Origin of the sequence: Vibrio sp. TH_r3 (assembly GCF_033101115.1) — a bacterium.
In the GTDB taxonomy this organism is placed as follows: domain Bacteria; phylum Pseudomonadota; class Gammaproteobacteria; order Enterobacterales; family Vibrionaceae; genus Vibrio.
The window spans coordinates 1-20,332 of the sequence record NZ_JAWMPW010000036.1; the positions used below are offsets into that span (position 1 = coordinate 1).

Sequence of the window (20,332 nt, forward strand, 5' to 3'; positions counted from 1 at the left end):
ATAGCCTTCTTTTACGTTTAGTCATAATGTCACCTGTTAACTTATGAGGTGATGATATCACCTCTAACTAGGTGGCCAAATTAACTATGCCACTTCACCCCTAGGGTATGGTCCTTATAGGCGTTCGGCATAAGCACCCTCCCAACTAATCTGAATACGTTGCAAATCGACTTTCCATACCTGTAGTTATGCATCAAATACTAATTTAGTAGATACACTAAATATCATTCATGCTACAAAGCATATAGCGTCAAGATAAAACGTAAATGAGAGGTGCATTCAACAAAAACATCCTCAACTATATACAAGAAAGTTGAGGATGAGCCCTAGTGGTTAAAACATAATTTAGGTAAAAATCGGCGCTAAAGCGAACTTGAATTGAATATATAATTTCACACTAAACCTTCGAAAGTAGCCGTATAAATTTCGAAATATCAAAATTTAATGCACAGTTATTTTCAATATTCAATTCATCAATTTTTGTATAGTCGGCCTATAAAATCGGTAAACAACCAAATATTTATCCTATAAAAATTAACGAATCAGAACGACGGTTAGACATTTCAGATGAAACAAAAGCATTAAAAAGTGTACAAGTATCGATGGTTCATCGATTACTTTCTCGGAGAAAACCTGTCAATTCATCAACAGAGACGTGAGGAAGACAAGACGATTTTTTTGGTTTTCAATCCTAAATAATCCGAAAAGCCCATGTAGAGAGCAATCTAAAATGAAGCGTTTTCAGGAAGAAAAGAGCAAGCTAACTTCAATTGATCAAAACCAATTTGTAGACTTAATTAATGAGATTAGGTGAGTGATTCATCGAGCTACAAAAACGAATGCTAGCAAGATGAATTATAGATTAATTAAAGAATCGCCCGAAATAATTCATAGTGTTACCAGTATTAATTTTCACCTACAGAAAGTTTACAATTCACTACATAACAATTTATTGATTGTAGATAGTGTGAATTTTCGAATGGTTAAAGATAAAGAACTAAGAGAATCTCAATTAAAATTACATCGTATTTGTCAAATTTAATGATAAAGAAACCGTAAATTAGGCCAAGTGAATGCATCCTAATATGTATATCACAACGTGAACAAAACCCTAATATCATGTAATTTGTTATCCTCCAACCAGAGAACGCGATGAATAAATGCACGTAAAAATCAAAAATCAAACGCACAACAAACTGTAATTTGAATGTGGTCACGCAACAACAATCCCATATTAGACTTTCTACATCCGGACAAATAACTACATAAAATAAATCAGACTTCGCCAGCTAGTAACAATTAAAATGTGCAGAAATCGATCATAGCTAACTATCATTGCCTTCAACAAAGACTTCATCAGAACGAACGAAACCAGATGTAGATAACTCAAAATCAATAAAATTCCACACGACAAAAATCAAAAGCCATCAATGTATAATCGATGAAAAAACAGAGTTGTTGGACTCGAAAATAAGTGGAATTAATTCTTTGCTACATGGTAAATGTTAATAATAAAATCAACGAAAACAAAAACACATTTCTAAGTAAATGAGAGATATCCTAAACAAGAAAATCAATCCAGTTGATTCATCAACTAGGAAATGTAGTCTTAAAAACGTCGTTCTAAAAAGAGATAGCATTTAGAACTAGTGATAAAGATCCGTCCGATTACCCGCGAATTTCGAAAGAGTTTTACTGTCATTTAGGATGCAAACCCGCCTAAAACTTAACCACTAAAAGCCGAGCTTTCACATAAAATTGTGAAATAATTTTTAGCCTACATCCGAAAATTCACTGTTCATTCAAGTGCCAGTCAATCTCCAGACAGGTCAAAAAATAAACAAATTTAGATGGTTCAATATTCGTGTTGTCAGTTCAGATCGCCCCAAAAAACCGTTTTAAGCAATTTTTCGCAATTCATAATAAACGTGAATACCGTTTTTTCTGCGATTTTCAAAACGACAAATCCGTTTTTTTGGGGGTTTTTATAACGACAAACTCGTTTCTGGTTTTTTTGGGAAAACGCGAATGCCGTTTTTTTGGGGTTTTTATAACGACAAACTCGTTTTTGGTTTTTTTAGAAAAACGTGAATACCGTTTTTTTGGGGGGTTTTATAACGACAAACTCGTTTCTGGTTTTTTTAGAAAAACGTGAATACCGTTTTTTTGGGGGTTTTTATAACGACAAACTCGTTTTTAGTTTTTTTAGAAAAACGCGAATGCCGTTTTTTTGGGGGGTTTTATAACGCAAAACCCGTTTTTAAGGCAAACGCGAATGCCGTTTTTTTTGTTTTTTTAAAGCGAAAAACTCGTTTTTGGGGAGGCCATTTCCTATATATATATATATATCTAAGATTAGATATATGCGAGGGTGTTTTTGCATGCTAAAATTTTCGTGTGAGTGATTCTCGGTAAAAAGTCGGTCTTCCGCTTCTTTGAAGCAAATTGCGATGCGGTGAAACGCTACTTTCCCAAATCCGCGTATAACTAAGTACCTTTTTTATTTGAGACAAACACCAAGCCCCTTATGGTTTTCCATGAGGGGCTTTTTTTGTACCTGTGATTTTTTTCTGTCACGGAAAAAATGCAGCTTTGGTGGCTAGTGGCGTTTCTACATCAGATACCCACGAAAGAGTTACTAATATGACCACGACACAAAATAAAACGATCTTATTGCTTTTGGCAATATCGTTAAATGCTACTGCAGAAACAGAACCTAGCAAACTCATCCAGCAAAACGGCCACACAAATGTAGTCATAGACACGTCTCATGTGCAGAAGAAACCATTAGATAACATTACAACAATGCAGTTACCCAAAGCAGTTCGATACATCGGACAGGCGCTCAACTACATCCTATTTCCAACCGGTTACTCATTAGAAGATTTAGATGTGACGCAACAAGAAGTACTAGCGTTATACGCAATGCCAGTGCCGATGGTAAACAGAACTTTTAAACGCTCGACTGTTAAACAAGTAATGGAGGCATTAGTTGGGGAAGGGTACGTAATAACCGCCAACCCTATCAACAGAAAGATCAACATTAAGACAGATGTAGACAAGGAGTAATTAAATGCCTAGAGAAAAATTGGATTTCAAAGTAGCACTGGATGTCGACGAAGTTGAAGGTGTCTCGCGTGAAGTTACCAAAGAGGAACAATCCGAGGTTGGAACAAAAGATGAATCCGATAAGAAAGAAAAGAACGAAGTCGGAATTAAAGAAAACGACAAGATAGAGAAAAGAGATAACGATGAAGAAGAGCAAGAAATAATAAACGACAAAGAAAAGAGCAAAAAGTCCAAGTCTAGAAAAAATGAACGCAAGCCTAAAGTTGAACCAAGAAACAAGCAAAGTGGTGCGGGCTCAAAAATAAAAAGCGCATTTACGTACGCGATAATTATTGGTTTATCTATTGGTGGTTCTTCAGTTGTTCAAGAGTACAAATCGCTACTGACAGGTGAAACGGATATAGAAGCCACAGAAATAGATAGAGATGAATTCACTTTTAGCTATTAGTGAGATCAAAAGCCAGTTATCAGAGTTAAAGAAGCAAGATATGAAAAATCAAAATGATCTTAACGAAGCGGATTCTGTTGTCGCTGAACTTGAAAGAAAGCTAAAAGAATATATTGCCGAACAATTACAAAGACAAGCTCAGGTTGATTCGTTACTAAAAGAGCTACACAGAGCCGATGAAACTAACTCATTTTCTGTCATGAGTATCAAAAATCAAATTGACGAAATAAGAACCCAAGCTCAAGCAAAAAGCGATGTTCTCTTGAGAGAAATGAAAGAACTTAAAAGAAGAGCCGATGCCGTCGAGGTGGAAGAAAAAAAGCAATCAGAAAAACCCAAGAACAACAATCCAAATAACGTGACAGCTTTTCAGCAGAGTTCGGAAAAGAAAGACAATACCAAGAGAAAGGTTGTAGACCGCATTCATCATCTTGAAATTCAAGGAACCTTCCAGTACGGAACGGAATCAATTGGAATACTTGTCGATGGACTAAGTGGCGTTATTCAGGTTACCGAAGGTGACCTTGTTGGGACTATGAGGATAACCAAAATCAATTCAACAAAACTTCAGTACACTGACACAATAACAGGTGAGCTTTATGAAATTCGCATTGACCAATAAATTATTACTGACTGCTTCCGTAGCACTTACGCTTGGCACATCTCACGCAGCTCCCATTACAAATCTTTATGTACCGGATTTGTCTGTAGATGAAATCAAGGTTTACGATCCCAACACGAAACAATCTGACGTTAAATACAAAGTCGACGGTATCGATATCGAGTTGGACGAAAAAGATTTAGTAAAAGCGAAGAACTGGAACCTTACAGCTAGTCAGTGGGCACAATACAAGTATGCGATGGAATACACACCACGAGAAACATGGTCTCCAGATTTGGAACCCACAATCGTACTCGGGCTACTAGCCAAAAGAGAAACCGAAAAAATGCATTACGCAAATCTCGCAAATGCAATGGAGCTGGATAGACGCGAACGAGGGATAACGCTACAGCAATACGGAATTACCGACATTAAACAACGAATGGGTGTGTCCGAGTTTGGTGAAGAAGAGTTAACAAGGATAGAGCAAAGCCTCGGTGAAACCAAAACAGGTATCAAGAGTATCTTTGTTGATCCAACAGAAGGTGCATGTGACAAACAGTGCGTTCGGTTTTTACTGATGACAATGATGGGCACACCAAGCAACCAATCAATCGTGGTGTATCACGACAAAGGGACAGAGGATGACGTTTACGCCATGTTCAAGTTGGCAGGAATTAACCGGCACGATTTAGACAAGAAAGAGGCGCAGGTAATTTACTCCAAAGAAAAGTTTGAAAAATATGCGACCAATCCTAACGGTATTCCATTTTACATTCGAGTAAATGATACAGGTGAGTATCGAAAGGAAATCAAAAGAAAGAATAAAGGGTAATCCCACTCATGGTTAAATCAAAACAGTTATTAGCACTCGTAGCAATGGGAATATGTATTTCCCAAAACCCGAACGCACAGGCAAGTCCTGTAGAGATGAAACCTGATTATTACTCAAAGGTTATCGTAGATGCGGCAGTGAAGAATGACATTCCGTACGTTTACTTATATTCCTTAGCGGCAAAAGAGAGCTCAGCGAAGTTAGAGAACGGTAAGAGACGTCCGTGGCCTTACACGATGAATTACAAAGGCAAGGGGTATTACTTTCGTAGTTATGCAGATTTGGTAAAAGCGAGTCAGCGTTTATTGGATTCAGGAGAGAATAACTTTGATGTGGGAATTTTTCAGATTAACTACATGTGGAACACGGACCGTTTTGACGGGATAACGGATTTAGCACATCCAGCGAAGAACGCAGAGATAGCCGCTCAGATACTCAAAGAGAAATACGATAGTTGGGTTATTGCTGCGGGTCGTTATCACAATCCAGCGAACAAGAATGGTCGAGCTAACGCTTATTCGCGTGAATATTTAGAATTTTTGGAGTTAGTTAAGATTGACATCCTCCCCTAGCTAAATCGCTAGGGGATTCCCATTACTGGGCGATCACCAAATTGCTTTGGTGACAGGTTCCTGTTGCTGGCGGCATTATTGCACCACTCACTTCACAGGCCAACAAGCGATGTCCTCGCTCTAAAACATTTAAAGCACCAACAATATCGGCATTATTGTTGTAATCACATGCAACGCATTCAAAGTGCGCTTGAGTTTGACGGTTATCTTTTGATACATGACCACAGCAAGGGCATGTTTGACTTGTATATTGAGCAGGAACAGCAACAACGAAGCCGCCATTCCATATTTGCTTGTACTCTAGTTGTCTTCTGAACTCATGCCAACCTTGGTCGAGTATTGATTTGTTCAGTCCAGACTTAGCTTTCACGTTCTTACCGTGTTCCTCTGTATTACCTTTTGCCGATTTAGACATATTTGATACCCGTAAGTCCTCAATCGCTATCATTGCGTGGTTTTGGCTGATTTGATGTGAGGCTTTATGTAAGTAGTCTTTGCGGCAGTTTGCAATAAGAGTGTGTAGTTTTTGGATTTTGGCTTTTTGATTCTTCCAGTTAGCAGAAAATTTAACTTTCCTTGATAGCTTGCGCTGCTCGATAGCCAAGCGTTTTTCGTGCTTTCGAAATGCGTTAAGCGGTTTTAGGTGTGAGCCGTCAGATAGCGTAACAAACTTGGCAATACCCATATCAACACCAACGGCAGATGTAGAACTATGCTTTGGTTCGGCAATTTCTTGCTCAACCTGAAAGGATATATACCAGTGACTTGACTTAAAGCTCACAGTGCAGTTTTTAATTACTCCTTGCACTTCTTGAGATTTACGAAATTTTAACCAACCAAGCTTGCTCGGTAGCTTCACACGTTTGTCGCCTAATTCGCAGTATTTATTGAAGTTAACAAAGCGAACTGAATCTTGGTTTTTGCCTTTCTTTTTAAATCTTGGCTTATCAGCCGCCAGTGACTTATTAAAACAACGCATCCACGCGCCATGTAAGTCTTTTAGCTTTTGCTGCAAGTTATCGGTGTAGGCTTCCTTGAGCCAAGCTAGATCTTCTTGCTTTTTCCACTGAGTCACTAACTTATTAAGTTCAAAGGCACTTGGGATTTTTTCACCAGCATCTAGCTTGTCTAAGCAGTGACGCAAGCCTTGATTCCACACAAACCGAGCATGACCGCAAAGCACAGCAAGCCTAGCCATCTGTTCGGTAGTAGGATCTAGTCTGAATTTGTAGGCTTTGCGTATTAACATGACAATCAGTGTGTATTGAGTTATTCTTCTAGAATAAAGAAACAAAAATAAAAAGGCAATATCAGTGTGTCAATATAATAAGGGTAGGCATAGTTGTTACTCTATGCACTTGCATATCGTGTTTATTACAAAATATAGGCGTAAGGTTTTTGGGGAGCTTCACCTACAAAGCCTTGAGGCAACGCTTAGGGAACTTTGTTTGGGCTTTGATGCCGAATTAAAGGAATTTAACGGTGAACCTGATCACGTTCATTTGCTAATATCAACATCCCCGAACACACCAAGCGTAGCAAAGCTGGTAAACTCATTGAAAGCGACTAGTTCACGCAGGATCCGCAGAGAGTTTAACGATATTGCAGGGGCATTTGGTAAGAATGTTCTTTGGAGTCGTTCTTACTTTGCTGGTACATGCGGAGGGGCGCCATTGACGGTGATTCGCCAGTACATTGAGCAACAGGATAGACCGCATTAAGATGCTTCGCATCTTTGGCTATTCCCCTCCCTGCTGCTTCGCAGGGAGTACCCTAGCCATTAAGGATGGGGCAGAAGTTTGCTAACAGATCATCTGAATCAACTCATCTCGGGACAAGAGTGCCTTAGTGCTATTGGTCTAAAATATTGCTGCCCCATCCCTTCTCAGCGCGAAAGTTTACTCACAATCTTGATTGTAAGTTTGCCTTAGCAGATATCCTAGAAACTGTCGAAGTAAGTTTGTTTAAAAACTATGAGTTATTTGCAATTCTAAGAATACCCCATGTCTCTCATTAACCTATTGATTATCAGTTGAAATGTGTTTGGGAATACTACATGATAGGAGTATGAAAAGCGTTAGTCGTAAGAGGATAAAAATGAGAAATTTAGATATATTTAACTGCGCTGCGCTAGAAATCATGCACACTAGTTTGGAACATTTTCCTAAGACCGCAAGCGTAGATCCGAATCTGATTGCAGCACGAGTTAAAGACTATTTCACAGATGGCGAGGATAGTTATTTAACAGATAGCGCTTTGTTTACCACTTGCCATGCAACCATAAAGTGGTTGAACCAAGAACGATTTATAATTGTAGAGCAAGAGCTACTAAGTGGCGTATGCCGAATAGTTCTTACTCAAAAAGGCTTAAACGCACTAAATTCTGTTCCAAAGTTTGCTGATAGTGAAAAGAAGTCTTTTGGTCAACACTTTATTGAAGGCATAAAACCTATACCATTTTCCTTAATGAGCAACTTAATGGCTGATTTCTTTAAGTCTATCAGTTAACAAGTGGTTAACGTATCCAAGATGCTTTTTCTAATCTGGCGTAAGTCGTTTAGAGCAATCCTACTAAACGATTGTGTCCAGAGACCTGTGATACCAACATGCTTTGGAGTGTGATGCTTTGGGACAAAAGCAATTTAGTGCATCCACTCAACTTCGGTTCTATCCCGGAACGCAGGTTTGAATTCAAAGCTACAGTGTCCTCTTCGAGAATGATTCAGCTTTAGAACACTATTTTTTAGTTTATTAATTGGCAGAAAAATTTTTTGTTTGTTTTATGACTAAATGATTAATTTTATTGCCAAAATCTATTAAATTCTTGCCTTGATGATCATAAGCTTCATGCAAAAAAGGAATTGCCTCTCTTGATGGATAGGTTATGCCCTTATAAGAGAATGAATCAAAGATGAAGTTATATGTTTCCAACCCTGTTTTGACTAAACTGTAATTTAGCTTTGGAGTGATATTGTGTCTGTGCTTTGTATGGTTAACCAAAGCATCGAGATATAAAATGTTCTCACATTCTAGTAAGTCATTAGCAAAGGTTAGTAAGTCTCGATACTTACAGTCATTTTCTAAAATATTTTTCACCTTGCACCATGATATTTGGTTTTCGCTCAGGCTTTTCCTTTCTTTTAAATTTAAGCTGTAGTAGAGCACATGAGCTAATAAATCGGCTGTACAGTGTAGGGTTCTCAGTAAAGCAATAATGTGAGCTTTACAGCCTACTTTGAACCAATACTCAACATTTAATTTTTCATCGTCATCACAGAAGACGAGTCTGAAATAATCTTGAGGCTTATTTTTTCCTTGTGAATGACCTTCAATCATTTTCATCAACTCTGCATAATGAAAGCGTGCAATGTCTTGATTTTCGAATATCGATTCTAATGACTTTGTTAGCCGATTCTTTTGGTCATTCCCATAACATTTTGCAACGTTGTTTTTTAATATCCGAATGTCCCAAGTCATGACTTCGTACTCCTTCTCTAACAGAGATTACGTTGTTGGCTACTCAAGGTTGAGGTTTAATCATCAACCACTTCAACAGTCTTGTGCTGAGCACCGTAATAAGTGCCTTCGTCGATGATATAACGTAAAGCCACACCACAACTGAGGCAATCAAACTCTTCGTTAGGCTCAATGCATTCGTCTTCAATCCAGTCCCAATCAAAGTGATTCTCACATCCAGGGCATTGCATAGTGGCTCCTCACGTCTCACAATTTTCTGAAATCCTTAATGCATCTTCAATCTCGACACCAAGGTATTCAATCGTGCTTTCTAACTTAGCATGACCAAGAAGTAATTGAATAGCCGTAAGATTCTTAGTCTTAGCATAGATCAAAGAAGCTTTTGTTCGGCGCAATGAATGCGTACCATATTGCGTTTTATCTAACCCTATATCAGTAACCCAGCGATTCACTAGCGAAGTGTAGTAGTGGTATGAAATCGGCTGGCCCTCACGTCGTGGACTTGGGAACAAGTAGTCTGTCGGTGCTAATTTGTTTTGAATGATCCACTGTGATAGCGTTTGCTGGGTCTTGGGCGTGATCTCGAAGTGCACTTCTTGCTGAGTTTTTTGCTGTTTAACGATGGTTCTTGACATGATACAACCGCTACGGCTGACATCTTGTACTTTTAAATTGCGTAAATCACATGCCCTTAATTTACAATCAATAGCCAAATTGAACAGTGCTAACTCGAACAGTCGCTCTTCTAGTTCCAGTCGAATACGGATCCTCCAAATATCTTCAAGTTTAAACGCCTTTTTCTGTCCTATTCTTTTTCCTTTATTCCAAGCTTGCATAATGTGCGCCTTTTTTCATAAAAATCAATAAAAGTAAGGCACAAACCAATGAAAAATAACTACCTTTAGAGTATTATTTTTGCAACTGAACGTCATAAAAGCTAAAAATAATGAAACAAACAGAACAACAATTTTTGAAAGAGCTTGAAGCCAAGCTATGGAATGCCGCGGACAAATTGCGTTCAACGCTAGACGCCGCGCAGTACAAACACGCTGTGCTTGGTCTTATTTTTGTAAAATACGTCTCCGATGCATTCACATTACGGCAGGATGAAATTAAAGCTGATCTTGCTAACCCTGAGCACGAATACTACTTGGATCCTGCTGATTTCTCAGAAGAAGAACTAGCGGCAGAGATTGCAATCGAGCTTGAACAACGTGATTTCTACACAGAGAAAAATGTGTTCTGGCTACCTACGGAATCTCGTTGGCAGTTTCTACAAGACAATGGGCCTCTGGTTATTGGCGGCGCTGAGCTGGATATCAATGGTAAACCTAAAAAAATCACTTCTGTTGGCCATTTAATTGATAACGCACTTGAAGGTATCGAACGCGATAACCCGAAACTGAAAGGCGTACTTAACAAGTCATACTCTTCATTGAAGATTGACCAAGCTAAGTTAAATGAGCTTATCAACCTGATTGCGACAATTCCGTTTGTTCATGCAGATCTAAACAGTAAAGACATCCTTGGTCACGTATACGAATATATGCTTGGTCAGTTTGCACTGGCCGAGGGTAAAAAAGGTGGTCAGTTCTATACTCCAGCCTCTATCGTAACGCTGATCGTAGAGATGATAGAACCTTTTGAAGGTCGAGTGTACGACCCTGCAATGGGTTCTGGTGGCTTCTTTGTTCAATCAGAGAAGTTCATTGAGCGTCATGCAAATGAGAAGAAGGTCGACGCACTAACGCAGAAACAGAAGATCTCTATCTACGGTCAAGAATATAACCATACAACGTGGCAGCTAGCTGCGATGAACATGGCGATTCGTGGCCTTGATTACGACTTCGGTAAAGAGCCTGCAAGTACCTACACTAACGTACAACACCCTGATCTTCGTGCTGACTTCATCATGGCGAACCCTCCATTCAACATGAAAGAGTGGAACACTGGCGTTGATGATAACGATCCTCGCTTCAAATACGGTCAACCGCCATCAGGTAATGCGAACTTCGCATGGATGCAGCACATGCTTCATCACCTAGCACCTGAAGGCTCTCAGGCGCTTCTGTTGGCAAATGGTTCTATGAGTTCAACGACCAACAACGAAGGCACTATTCGTCAGGCGTTAATCGATAATGATTTGATTGAATGTATGGTAGCACTTCCCGGTCAACTGTTTACCAATACGCAGATCCCTGCATGTATTTGGTTCTTAACAAAGAACAAGAACCCTCGTGTTGACAAGGCGGGTCGTAAGCTACGCGGTCGCAAAGGTGAAGTGTTATTTATTGATGCGCGTAACCTCGGCTTCATGAAAGATCGTGTATTACGTGATTTCAGCTTTGATGATATCAAGAAAGTAGCCGATCTATTTCACGCGTGGAAAACGGGTGAAGAAGTTCACGGTGTTGGTTATGAAGACCAAGCAGGCTTCTGCAAGTCAGCGACACTTGAAGAAATCACCAAGCATGACTACGTCTTAACTCCGGGTCGTTACGTTGGTGCTGCTGAGGAAGAAGATGATGGTGTTCCTTTTGCCGAGAAGATGGCAACACTGACTTCGAAGTTAAGTAAGCAGTTGGTAGAGTCTGCAACTTTAGAGGCTGAAATCAAGAAAAATCTCGCGGGGTTAGGCTATGAGTTGTAATTGGGTTACTCGTAAGTTAGATGACTTAATTAGCATCAAGCATGGCTTTGCTTTTAAAGGTGAGTTCTTTACTGACAAAGAGACATATAATTATTTAGTTACTCCCGGAAATTTCGCTATTGGTGGTGGCTTTAAAGGGGATAAGTTTAAATATTATAATGGCCCAGTTCCCGACAACTATATTTTAGAAGTTGGTGCTCTTGTTGTAACGATGACAGATCTGAGTAAACAAGCAGATACATTGGGTTATTCAGCTCTAATACCTGAAATAGAAGGACATCGAATCCTACACAATCAACGTGTTGGATTAGTTGAAAATATCTCAAATGAAATTGACAAAGAGTTCTTGTATTTTTTACTAAGAAGCAAGGAATATCGACATTATGTTGTTAGTGGAGCTACAGGTACTACCGTAAAGCATACTTCACCAACGAAGATATTATCATATGAGTTTCAGCTACCTCCATTAGATATACAGCGAGAAATAGCTAAAAATCTTATTGCTCTTGAGAAAAAAATAACTGTTAACTTTGATACCAACGAAATTCTAGAAGAAATGGCGCAAGCCATCTTCAAGTCATGGTTTGTCAACTTCGACCCAGTCAAAGCGAAGATGAATGGTGGGCAACCTGAAGGAATGGATGCTGCCACTGCCTCGCTATTCCCAGAAAAGCTCGTTGAGTCTGAATTGGGTTTGATACCAGAAGGGTGGGACATAGGCTCAATCGAAGACGTTACGTCCAAGGTTTTCAGTGGAGGAACTCCTGCTACAAAGAATGAAGACTTTTGGGGTGGGGACTTACCTTGGTTTTCATCGGGTGAGACTCGGAATAACTTCATAATTGGAACTGAAAAGTACATTACAGAAGCAGGTGTTCGTGGCTCTTCCACAAAAGCGTCAGCATACGGTGATGTATTGATAGCTTCTGCTGGTCAAGGTCATACTCGTGGGCAAACATCATTCAACAGTATAGATTGCTATATAAATCAGTCTGTTGTCGCTCTAAGAGCGGCGGGTAACGTATCAGCTTATTGGTTGTACTATAACTTAGAGCGTCGATACGACGAAATGCGTTCAGTTTCTGACTCACATAGTAGTCGAGGTAGCCTTACAACTAAGTTACTAAAGGGCATGCCAGCAATAATTCCTAGTAAGGAAATTGTTATCGCATTTGACCGTATTGTAGAGTCATTAGTTAGGAAGCAAGTTGCTAACTCAAATCAAAACGAAGATCTATCTGCTTTACGTGACACGCTACTTCCTAAATTGCTTTCCGGCGAAATCGAGTTAGGAAATACCGAAAAATTGGTTGAGGTGAGCTGATGGCGAGCCATCCGAATAATGTTGAACTGATGACGAATGATGCCGTTTTTATAACTCAGGATGGTCAATTTCAACTGGCCGTTACCCTAGAACAAGACACGGTATGGCTTAATCAGGCACAGATGTGTGAACTGTTTGATAAAAACAAACGGACCATTTCTGAGCATATTCGTAATATCTTTAAAGAAGGCGAATTGGTTGAAGGTTCAGTTGTCCGGAATTTCCGGACAACTGCCAGTGATGGCAAAAATTATGGCATTAACTACTATAATCTGGATGTTATTATTTCTGTCGGTTATCGGGTTAAATCCCAACGAGGTGTATTATTCCGCCAATGGGCAACTAAAACCTTAAACCAACATCTCATTGAAGGTTACACCTTAAACCAACAGCGTCTTGCTGAGCGTGGAGTTGAATTTAACCAAGCGTTGAGTTTGCTCTCTCAAACGTTAACCAACCAAGCACTGATCACTCGCGAAGGGTCGGTGGTCGTAAATGTCATTGCCGATTACGCACGTTCATGGTCATTATTGCAAGGGTATGATGAGCAAAGCTTAAATGATGCCACCAGTAAGCAACAACAGATGGTCGCTTTAAAACTGGATGATGTCTTACTGGCTATTTCCACTCTAAAAAACACGTTGATGAAAAAAGGCGAAGCGACGGAATTATTTGGTCAATTGCGAGGAAATGGGTTGGCATCAAGTATCGCCACGATTGAACAAGGCTTTGGCGGTGAATGGTTTTACCCTAATGTGGCGAGTCGATCTGCCCATTTGCTGTACTTCATCATTAAGAATCACCCATTAGCTGATGGGAATAAACGTACTGGTTCGTTTCTATTTTTGTGGTATTTACAGCAAAATCAGCACTTATTAGCAAAGCCCGTCAATGAACTGATCAATGATAACACCTTAGTTGCATTGGCTTTGCTATTGGCTGAAAGCTTGCCTGAACAAAAAGAATTAATGATCCGCTTAATTGAGCATTTTATTTTATTAAAAGATGAAACTGCGAAGTAACGAGATGAAATGTCTTGTTAATCATTATATTAACGACGCAAGTGAGAATAAATAGACGATGAAGATCACCGAAGACCAGCTAGAACAAGAATGTATAAGGTGGTTCACCGAGCAAGGCTACCTCTATAAAAATGGCTATGACATCGCGCCTGATGGCGACTCCCCAGAGCGCGACGATTACCATCAAGTTGTTTTAAAACAACGGCTATTAAACCAGTTAGCCATCATCAACCCAGAGCTGCCGATAGAGGCTTTAAATGATGTAGTTAACACTATATCGCTACCTGATACGCCAATTCTTATTAAAAACAACCGCACCTTTCATAAATTTGTGATTGAAGGAGTGCCTGTTGAATATACGGTAGTTGAAGATGGCGAATCGAAAACGAAGCATACACACGCTCAGTTAATGGATTTCGCTAATCCAGATAACAATGAATTTTTGGTGGTCAATCAGTTTACAATCACAGGCATAAAAGGAAACCGCCGCCCTGATGTCATTGTGTTTATTAATGGTCTTCCTATCTCAGTCATCGAGTTAAAAAATCCAGCAGATGAGCATACCGATATTTGGAATGCCTTCAATCAACTGCAAACTTATAAAGATGAAATTTCAGATCTGTTTATTTTCAATGAAGCTTTGATTGTTAGTGATGGGTGGACGGCTCGCGTTGGCTCGCTAACGGCCAATAAAGAACGATTCCTACCTTGGAAAACCGTTACAACAGAGGACGATAGACCACTATTAGAATTTCAATTAGAGACGATGGTTCGAGGCTTCTTTAAGCAAGATCTATTGCTCGATTACATCCGTTACTTTGTATTGTTTGAAACTGATAACGATAAAATCATCAAGAAAATTGCAGGTTATCACCAGTTCCACGCGGTGAGGGCCGCGGTCGAAGCGACAGTTCGCGCTGCTAATACTTCAGGTAACTTTCTTGAAAGCACGATACCCGCACTAGAAAAAATTAAGCAAGGTAGCGGTAAAGCTGGGGTGGTTTGGCATACGCAAGGCAGCGGAAAAAGCATCTCGATGGTTTGTTACGCAAGTAAGCTGTTACAGCAAGCATCCATGAACAACCCGACAATTGTCGTGGTGACAGATCGAAATGACTTAGATGGTCAGCTCTACAATACTTTCGGCATGGCGCAAGAGACCTTAAAACAAATACCCCTACAAGCGGACGACCGAGATGCGTTGCGTGAACTGCTTTTAAATCGCCAATCTGGCGGCATCATATTCACGACGATTCAAAAGTTCGCTTTATTAGATGAAGAAACAGAGCACCCTAGGCTGTCTGAGCGAAGTAATATTGTTGTCGTTTCTGATGAAGCGCACCGAAGCCAGTATGGCAATAAATCGAAGATGGTTGAAGTCAAAGACAAAAATGGCACGGTAACCGGTCACAAGTACGTTTATGGTTACTCAAAGTATATGCGTGACGCACTACCGAATGCTTCTTTCATTGGCTTTACCGGTACCCCTATCGCGATGGATGACAAAGACACACGTGGTGTATTTGGTGAGTATGTTTCTATTTACGACATTCAAGATGCCGTTGATGATGGTGCCACAGTACCAATTTATTACGAATCTCGCCTTGCTAAACTGGATATCAACCAAGATGAAATAGAGCAACTTAACGATCAAGTTGAAGATGAAATCGGCGAAGATGAAGAAACGGCAGATCGTGAAAAAGTAAAATCAGAATGGGCAACGCTAGAAAAGTTGGTAGGCGCAGAGCCTCGCATTGAACAAGTAGCAAAAGATCTGGTTGAGCACTTCACCACTCGAACATCGACATTTCCCGGCAAGGCAATGATTGTCTCGATGAGCCGAGAGATCTGTGTCGATCTCTACAATGCTATTGTAGCAATTAAACCCGAGTGGCATCACCCAGATACCGATAAAGGTGCAATCAAGATTGTGATGACAGGCTCTGCATCAGATAAAGAAAAGATGCAGCCTCACATCCACGATAAGAAAACCAAAAAACTATTCGAGAAGCGCTACAAAGATACTGACGATGAGCTTCAACTCGTTATCGTTCGAGACATGTGGTTAACAGGATTCGATGCGCCTTGTTGTCATACCATGTATATCGACAAGCCAATGAAAGGGCATAACCTGATGCAGGCGATTGCTCGTGTAAATCGCGTGTTTAAAGATAAGCCCGGCGGTCTGGTAGTTGACTATATCGGTATCGCTAATGAGCTTAAAAATGCACTGAAAACCTACACTAATAGCCAAGGTAAGGGGCAACCCACCGTCGATACGGCAGAAGCGTTTGCTGTACTAATGGAAAAGGTTGATATCATTCGAGGTATGTTCGCAACACCCGTTGATACAAAGGTATTCAACTACCGTCCGGACTTTGAAACGGATGCATTGCGCTTGTTACCGGGAGCGGTAAACCATTTATCAGGTTTGTCTCATTCTGATGCTAACGGAAAGCAAGTCAGAGACGGAAAGAGGCGATTCCTCGATGTGATGGCAGCTTTGGCTAAAGCATATTCTCTTTGTAATACGATGGATGAAACCTACGGTTATACAAACGAAATTGCCTTTTATTCTGCAATCAAGACGGCTTTTATCAAGCACTCAACGGTAGATAAAAAACGCACGGATGAAGAACGAAATACAGCATTAAAACAGATATTAAACAATGCGGTCGTCGCTGATGGTGTCGACGATATATTCACTATGGTGGGTCTTGATAAACCCAACATTGGCCTTCTTTCGGAAGAGTTCTTAGAAGATGTAAAGAACATGAAAGAGAAGAACCTAGCGGTAGAGCTGTTAGAAAAACTGCTTCGTGATGAAGTTAAAGCTCGAATGAAAAATGATGTTATTCAGGAGAAAAAATACTCTGAGCGTATTATGTCAACGCTGACAAAATATCATAATCGTAGTATTGAAACCGCTCAGGTCATTGAAGAACTCATTCAGTGGGCGAAAGAGATGCAAGAAGATGCCGAATTACTCGATAAATTAAATCTATCAGTTGATGAAATAGCCTTCTATCGGGCGTTGGTGGAAAATGAGTCCTCAGTTCGAGAACTTGGCGATGATAATTTGCGTAAGCTTGCTATCGAGTTAACGAATCAATTACGTAAATCTGCGACGGTTGATTGGCAAAAGAGAGACAGTGTTCGTGCTCGAATGCGTAATCTTGTTCGTCGTTTATTACGTCGTTGGAAGTATCCGCCTGATGCTGCAGAAGAAGCTATTAAGCTTGTATTAGAGCAGGCTGAAGTACTAGCAGATGGTTGGTATGCTGCTTAAATAGTTTGAAGGCAAAGTGTCGGGATTTTGCCTTTTTCGTTTTTATACAACATGTAGTGTGTAGAGAGCCAACTACATGTAAGTAAACGCATGCAAAGACTAATTATTTAAGGTTTTTATAATTATTAATCTAAACATATAAATAAATTATCAACATTATCAAATCTAGATAGATAGGAGAAATGCGTGGTGAGTTTAGCTTGTATCATCTAAACTTGTTTTAGACTGTACTATGAATAATTGGACTAATAAAAGGAAAGTAAAATGACACCCTTCTATGTAGCATTAAGTTTGATAATAGTCTTTTCTTTCGGTGTGGCTATATTTGCGATTAAATATGATGAGCGTAAACAGCAATAATAGGCTTAATTCATATAAATGAAGGTAATTGTACTTTGCTCTTCTGTGAAAAATAGTTGCCACTGTACTGGTTAGTATGTGTACCTAATTGTGTACAAATTTAACTCGAATGTTCTTATTTATTAATATTATCAATGTAATCACATGAAAATTATTGGATAATTTTTAGCATGTGTATTGGTCCCCAGTTCTCTCAAATGGGGGATGTCGTTGAAGATTGTGACAGATAAATTAGCAAGTTACTCCGCAGCAAAAAAATGAATACCAAGTATTGAGCACTCAGTTGTTCAGTATGAAGACAATGGGAGTGAGTGATGACATCAGCCCATTCGGAAACAGGAACGACAGATGAGGAAATTTAAATTTCAAGGGCAAGCGCAACGTTTTTTGAGTTGCCATGGGGTGATTAATAACTTGTTTCGGCCTGGGCGTCATTTAATGCAAGCCAAATATTATCGTCTTTTCCTCCATCGTTCTTTTAGGTATTGGGAAAGGGTTAGTTGCGTCCAAAATTTATATTAAGGTGCGTTTAGTTGAATTTATTCGCTCAATTCGATAAGTTGACAATATCTGTTCCCCGTACCCAAGGGGGATGAACCAGATCAGCTATATTGGGTTCGACAATTCAAACGTTTGATTGGTGTCGATATTGAAGGTGAGGGAATTCAACAAAACTCGAATGCAACGAAAGGGTTGGGTTTTGTGAAAGATGACGGTTGGCGAAAACTCAAACATCTTGTGGCTGATGATTTCTCCATCGGGTCTTTGTTTTTAGGTAATGATGCACAAGCGATTCAAAAATTATTTACTCAAACGTTGAGTACGATAAAAGCAGGGCCTGTTACCTTTATTTATCAGGGCGACAAGCAAAATAGGCTATTTGAAATTCTGCCGCCACAAAAGCGTAGAAAACGTTTAGATCCCATTGTCTTAGATAGTGAATTTTTCGAAGGGTATGATCAGTTTGTTTTGGATGAAAAATTGTGGGATTGCTTTCGGAACTACCATTCGTGGATAGAACCGTTGGCGGTAAACCAGTGGGTTAAAGAAATGCAGCGCTTTGAACTGAATCGAAACAGATGCATTTCTCTACAGACATATCATGACTGTCTTGTGTGGATTGACGCATCACGCAATACATCGAGATGTTCGCAAGCGTGTGGATGAGTTAAGACGTGATGGTGCGAATATAAAAAGTGTCTGGAGTAATACCTTATTAAAGGATACATACGATGTAGACCATTGCCTTCCTTTTGCTTACTGGCCAAACAATGATAAATGGAATTTATTACCCGCGACTTCTATCGAGAATCGCAGTAAAAGTGATCGGGTTCCCAAAATCAAACGACTTTACGACTCAAGAGAAAGAATTTTAGATTGGTGGCAACTAGTATGGGGGGCCGAACCTGTGCATAAGCAGCGTTTTTTTAGTGAAGCGACACTTTCGTTGCCTAAGGTAGCAGCAAAATGCAGTGATTTTGAAGAAGTGTTTGAAGCAATGGGCTTGCAAATAAAAGGCGTCAGAAGCCGTTTATTGGTTTCAGAGTGGTAATGGTTATCCTACTGCATATGTTACTGATTAGAAAAAGATCGCATGGTAATGAACTGGATAAGAGGTAGAATGAGTCTAGTAAATATTTTTGCCTATTCGGCTTTCATTAACTTATGCTCTTTCGTTTAAGTCCACCCTTATCGTCATTTGCATCTCCATTGATTCTCCCCCCTCTAGGCGAACCAATGAGTCACATTTTACATGGTGGTGGGCACCTACCCAATGAGACTGAGGCTCAATACAGATAAAACCACTTCTATTATTAGGTTGATACACTTGCAGGTATTTCATAGGGCTTGTCATTGTTAGCTTTATACCATTTGGATGAATAATAGAAACGTTACAGTTTTTTAGACAAAGATAACCATTGTTTATCCATATATCGGGTATTTGTTTTTGAGTAGTAAAGTCATAGTGTTTAGGTATGTTGGTCACATATTTAGTAGGAAGGTAGTTATCACCTTCTAACCATATTCCTGCTGCGTCAAACTGAACTTGAGAACCTTCAATAGTATTAAAAAACGGATGAAAACCACCACCAAATGGAAAGGGCGCGTACGTTAAGTTAGTTATCGATAAAGAAACTAATAGACGGTTCTTTTTGAGAGTATAGGTAAGGTTGGCTTGGTAGGCACAGCATTTATAAACATTTGATTCCATAGTTAACGTCAAAGAATTGGTATGCGACCGCGATTTTTCAGTTTGCCACTCATTTATCCATGCATCGCCATGAAGAAAATAGTCATTATCAAACTTATGATGGGGAAGGTAAAAGTCTTGTTGCTCGTATACAAAACTATTTCCTTTAACGCGGTTGGCCATAGGAGCCATTGGAAACAATCCAGATTCTTTGGCAGATTTGAAGCTACCTTGGCGTAGTATATGGAAATTTTTTGGTTTGTATAACAACTGATGAATCGCTGCACCAGTACTTGAAATCTGGAGTTTTAGATAGTCATTTTCTAAGGTGTAAAGAGTGGCCATGATCCAGTCCTAGTTAGTAATGTTGCGATATTACTAAATGAAGCAGAATTTAAACTTGGATAACATCAATAATAAAAATAAACCAAGTTTACTTAAGTGGAGAGATTGACAGACTTATAATCTTGGTTGTTAGTTATCTTTACGAAACC

The 20,332-nt window shown here is 39.6% G+C and carries 16 protein-coding genes and 1 pseudogene; 12 read left to right on the top strand and 5 right to left on the bottom strand.

Annotated features, from left to right (window positions below):
• The first annotated feature begins 2,643 nt into the window (after positions 1-2,643).
• From R3X26_RS17720 to R3X26_RS17740, 5 genes are read left to right on the top strand one after another with little or no spacing between them, the layout of a single operon-like run.
• Positions 2,644-3,069 carry a hypothetical protein gene (locus R3X26_RS17720; protein WP_317718665.1) on the top strand — a complete coding sequence of 142 codons (426 nt, stop codon included), beginning with the start codon at positions 2,644-2,646 and terminating at the stop codon, positions 3,067-3,069.
• Positions 3,070-3,073: 4 nt separating this feature from the next.
• Positions 3,074-3,517 (top strand): hypothetical protein, encoded by a 444-nt coding sequence (locus tag R3X26_RS17725; protein WP_317718666.1) that lies wholly within the window; start codon positions 3,074-3,076, stop codon positions 3,515-3,517.
• A 40-nt stretch (positions 3,518-3,557) separates the two neighbouring features.
• Complete coding sequence (locus tag R3X26_RS17730; RefSeq protein ID WP_317718667.1) at positions 3,558-4,139, top strand: hypothetical protein; 582 nt, start codon at positions 3,558-3,560, stop codon at positions 4,137-4,139.
• A complete protein-coding gene (locus R3X26_RS17735; protein WP_317718668.1) occupies positions 4,117-4,953 on the top strand; it encodes a hypothetical protein in 837 nt (278 codons plus the stop codon). Before R3X26_RS17730 ends, R3X26_RS17735 begins: the two co-directional genes overlap by 23 nt.
• An 8-nt stretch (positions 4,954-4,961) precedes the next feature.
• Positions 4,962-5,525: a transglycosylase SLT domain-containing protein gene (locus tag R3X26_RS17740; protein ID WP_317718669.1), complete on the top strand. Its 564-nt coding sequence runs from the start codon at positions 4,962-4,964 to the stop codon at positions 5,523-5,525.
• Between the two features lie 22 nt (positions 5,526-5,547).
• Here the strand turns inward: R3X26_RS17740 and R3X26_RS17745 are convergent, their stop codons facing one another.
• Positions 5,548-6,774, bottom strand: coding sequence for a transposase (locus R3X26_RS17745; protein WP_317718670.1), 1,227 nt, complete (start codon positions 6,772-6,774; stop codon positions 5,548-5,550).
• 64 nt (positions 6,775-6,838) lie between these two features.
• Between R3X26_RS17745 and tnpA the strand changes: the two genes are divergently transcribed.
• Complete coding sequence (tnpA, locus tag R3X26_RS17750) at positions 6,839-7,246, top strand: IS200/IS605 family transposase (RefSeq protein WP_411572434.1); 408 nt, start codon at positions 6,839-6,841, stop codon at positions 7,244-7,246.
• Positions 7,247-7,622: 376 nt separating this feature from the next.
• On the top strand, positions 7,623-8,033 hold the full coding sequence (locus tag R3X26_RS17755) for a hypothetical protein (protein WP_317718671.1): 411 nt from the start codon (positions 7,623-7,625) through the stop codon (positions 8,031-8,033).
• Between the two features lie 243 nt (positions 8,034-8,276).
• Here R3X26_RS17755 and R3X26_RS17760 read toward each other — a convergent pair whose 3' ends face one another.
• From R3X26_RS17760 to R3X26_RS17770, 3 genes are read right to left on the bottom strand one after another with little or no spacing between them, the layout of a single operon-like run.
• Complete coding sequence (locus tag R3X26_RS17760; RefSeq protein ID WP_317718672.1) at positions 8,277-9,002, bottom strand: hypothetical protein; 726 nt, start codon at positions 9,000-9,002, stop codon at positions 8,277-8,279.
• A 56-nt stretch (positions 9,003-9,058) separates the two neighbouring features.
• Entirely contained in the window at positions 9,059-9,232 is a 174-nt protein-coding gene (locus tag R3X26_RS17765; protein ID WP_317718673.1) for a hypothetical protein, read from the bottom strand.
• Positions 9,233-9,241: 9 nt separating this feature from the next.
• Positions 9,242-9,838 carry a tyrosine-type recombinase/integrase gene (locus tag R3X26_RS17770; protein ID WP_317718674.1) on the bottom strand — a complete coding sequence of 199 codons (597 nt, stop codon included), beginning with the start codon at positions 9,836-9,838 and terminating at the stop codon, positions 9,242-9,244.
• 110 nt (positions 9,839-9,948) lie between these two features.
• Between R3X26_RS17770 and R3X26_RS17775 the strand changes: the two genes are divergently transcribed.
• The 5 genes and pseudogenes from R3X26_RS17775 to R3X26_RS17795 form a co-directional block, all read left to right on the top strand.
• Complete coding sequence (locus R3X26_RS17775; protein ID WP_317718675.1) at positions 9,949-11,652, top strand: class I SAM-dependent DNA methyltransferase; 1,704 nt, start codon at positions 9,949-9,951, stop codon at positions 11,650-11,652.
• Positions 11,642-12,976, top strand: coding sequence for a restriction endonuclease subunit S (locus R3X26_RS17780; RefSeq protein ID WP_317718676.1), 1,335 nt, complete (start codon positions 11,642-11,644; stop codon positions 12,974-12,976). The genes R3X26_RS17775 and R3X26_RS17780 overlap by 11 nt, the downstream gene beginning before the upstream one ends.
• Positions 12,976-13,998 carry a virulence protein RhuM/Fic/DOC family protein gene (locus tag R3X26_RS17785; RefSeq protein ID WP_317718677.1) on the top strand — a complete coding sequence of 341 codons (1,023 nt, stop codon included), beginning with the start codon at positions 12,976-12,978 and terminating at the stop codon, positions 13,996-13,998. The genes R3X26_RS17780 and R3X26_RS17785 overlap by 1 nt, the downstream gene beginning before the upstream one ends.
• 58 nt (positions 13,999-14,056) lie before the next feature.
• Complete coding sequence (locus R3X26_RS17790) at positions 14,057-17,287, top strand: type I restriction endonuclease subunit R (RefSeq protein ID WP_317718678.1); 3,231 nt, start codon at positions 14,057-14,059, stop codon at positions 17,285-17,287.
• A gap of 966 nt (positions 17,288-18,253) precedes the next feature.
• Positions 18,254-19,199 (top strand): annotated as a pseudogene (locus R3X26_RS17795) (HNH endonuclease domain-containing protein); the annotation flags it as partial.
• Positions 19,200-19,310: 111 nt separating this feature from the next.
• On the opposite strand, the gene R3X26_RS17800 reads toward R3X26_RS17795, so the two are convergent.
• On the bottom strand, positions 19,311-20,183 hold the full coding sequence (locus R3X26_RS17800; RefSeq protein ID WP_317718679.1) for an aldose 1-epimerase: 873 nt from the start codon (positions 20,181-20,183) through the stop codon (positions 19,311-19,313).
• Positions 20,184-20,332: the final 149 nt, after the last annotated feature.

Coding starts and splice junctions, on each gene's coding strand:
- R3X26_RS17720 (WP_317718665.1), top strand. CDS start 2,644: ATGACCACGACACAAAATAAAACGATCTTATTGCTTTTGGCAATATCG.
- R3X26_RS17725 (WP_317718666.1), top strand. CDS start 3,074: ATGCCTAGAGAAAAATTGGATTTCAAAGTAGCACTGGATGTCGACGAA.
- R3X26_RS17730 (WP_317718667.1), top strand. CDS start 3,558: ATGAAAAATCAAAATGATCTTAACGAAGCGGATTCTGTTGTCGCTGAA.
- R3X26_RS17735 (WP_317718668.1), top strand. CDS start 4,117: ATGAAATTCGCATTGACCAATAAATTATTACTGACTGCTTCCGTAGCA.
- R3X26_RS17740 (WP_317718669.1), top strand. CDS start 4,962: ATGGTTAAATCAAAACAGTTATTAGCACTCGTAGCAATGGGAATATGT.
- R3X26_RS17745 (WP_317718670.1), bottom strand. CDS start 6,774: ATGTTAATACGCAAAGCCTACAAATTCAGACTAGATCCTACTACCGAA.
- R3X26_RS17755 (WP_317718671.1), top strand. CDS start 7,623: ATGAGAAATTTAGATATATTTAACTGCGCTGCGCTAGAAATCATGCAC.
- R3X26_RS17760 (WP_317718672.1), bottom strand. CDS start 9,002: ATGACTTGGGACATTCGGATATTAAAAAACAACGTTGCAAAATGTTAT.
- R3X26_RS17765 (WP_317718673.1), bottom strand. CDS start 9,232: ATGCAATGCCCTGGATGTGAGAATCACTTTGATTGGGACTGGATTGAA.
- R3X26_RS17770 (WP_317718674.1), bottom strand. CDS start 9,838: ATGCAAGCTTGGAATAAAGGAAAAAGAATAGGACAGAAAAAGGCGTTT.
- R3X26_RS17775 (WP_317718675.1), top strand. CDS start 9,949: ATGAAACAAACAGAACAACAATTTTTGAAAGAGCTTGAAGCCAAGCTA.
- R3X26_RS17780 (WP_317718676.1), top strand. CDS start 11,642: ATGAGTTGTAATTGGGTTACTCGTAAGTTAGATGACTTAATTAGCATC.
- R3X26_RS17785 (WP_317718677.1), top strand. CDS start 12,976: ATGGCGAGCCATCCGAATAATGTTGAACTGATGACGAATGATGCCGTT.
- R3X26_RS17790 (WP_317718678.1), top strand. CDS start 14,057: ATGAAGATCACCGAAGACCAGCTAGAACAAGAATGTATAAGGTGGTTC.
- R3X26_RS17800 (WP_317718679.1), bottom strand. CDS start 20,183: ATGGCCACTCTTTACACCTTAGAAAATGACTATCTAAAACTCCAGATT.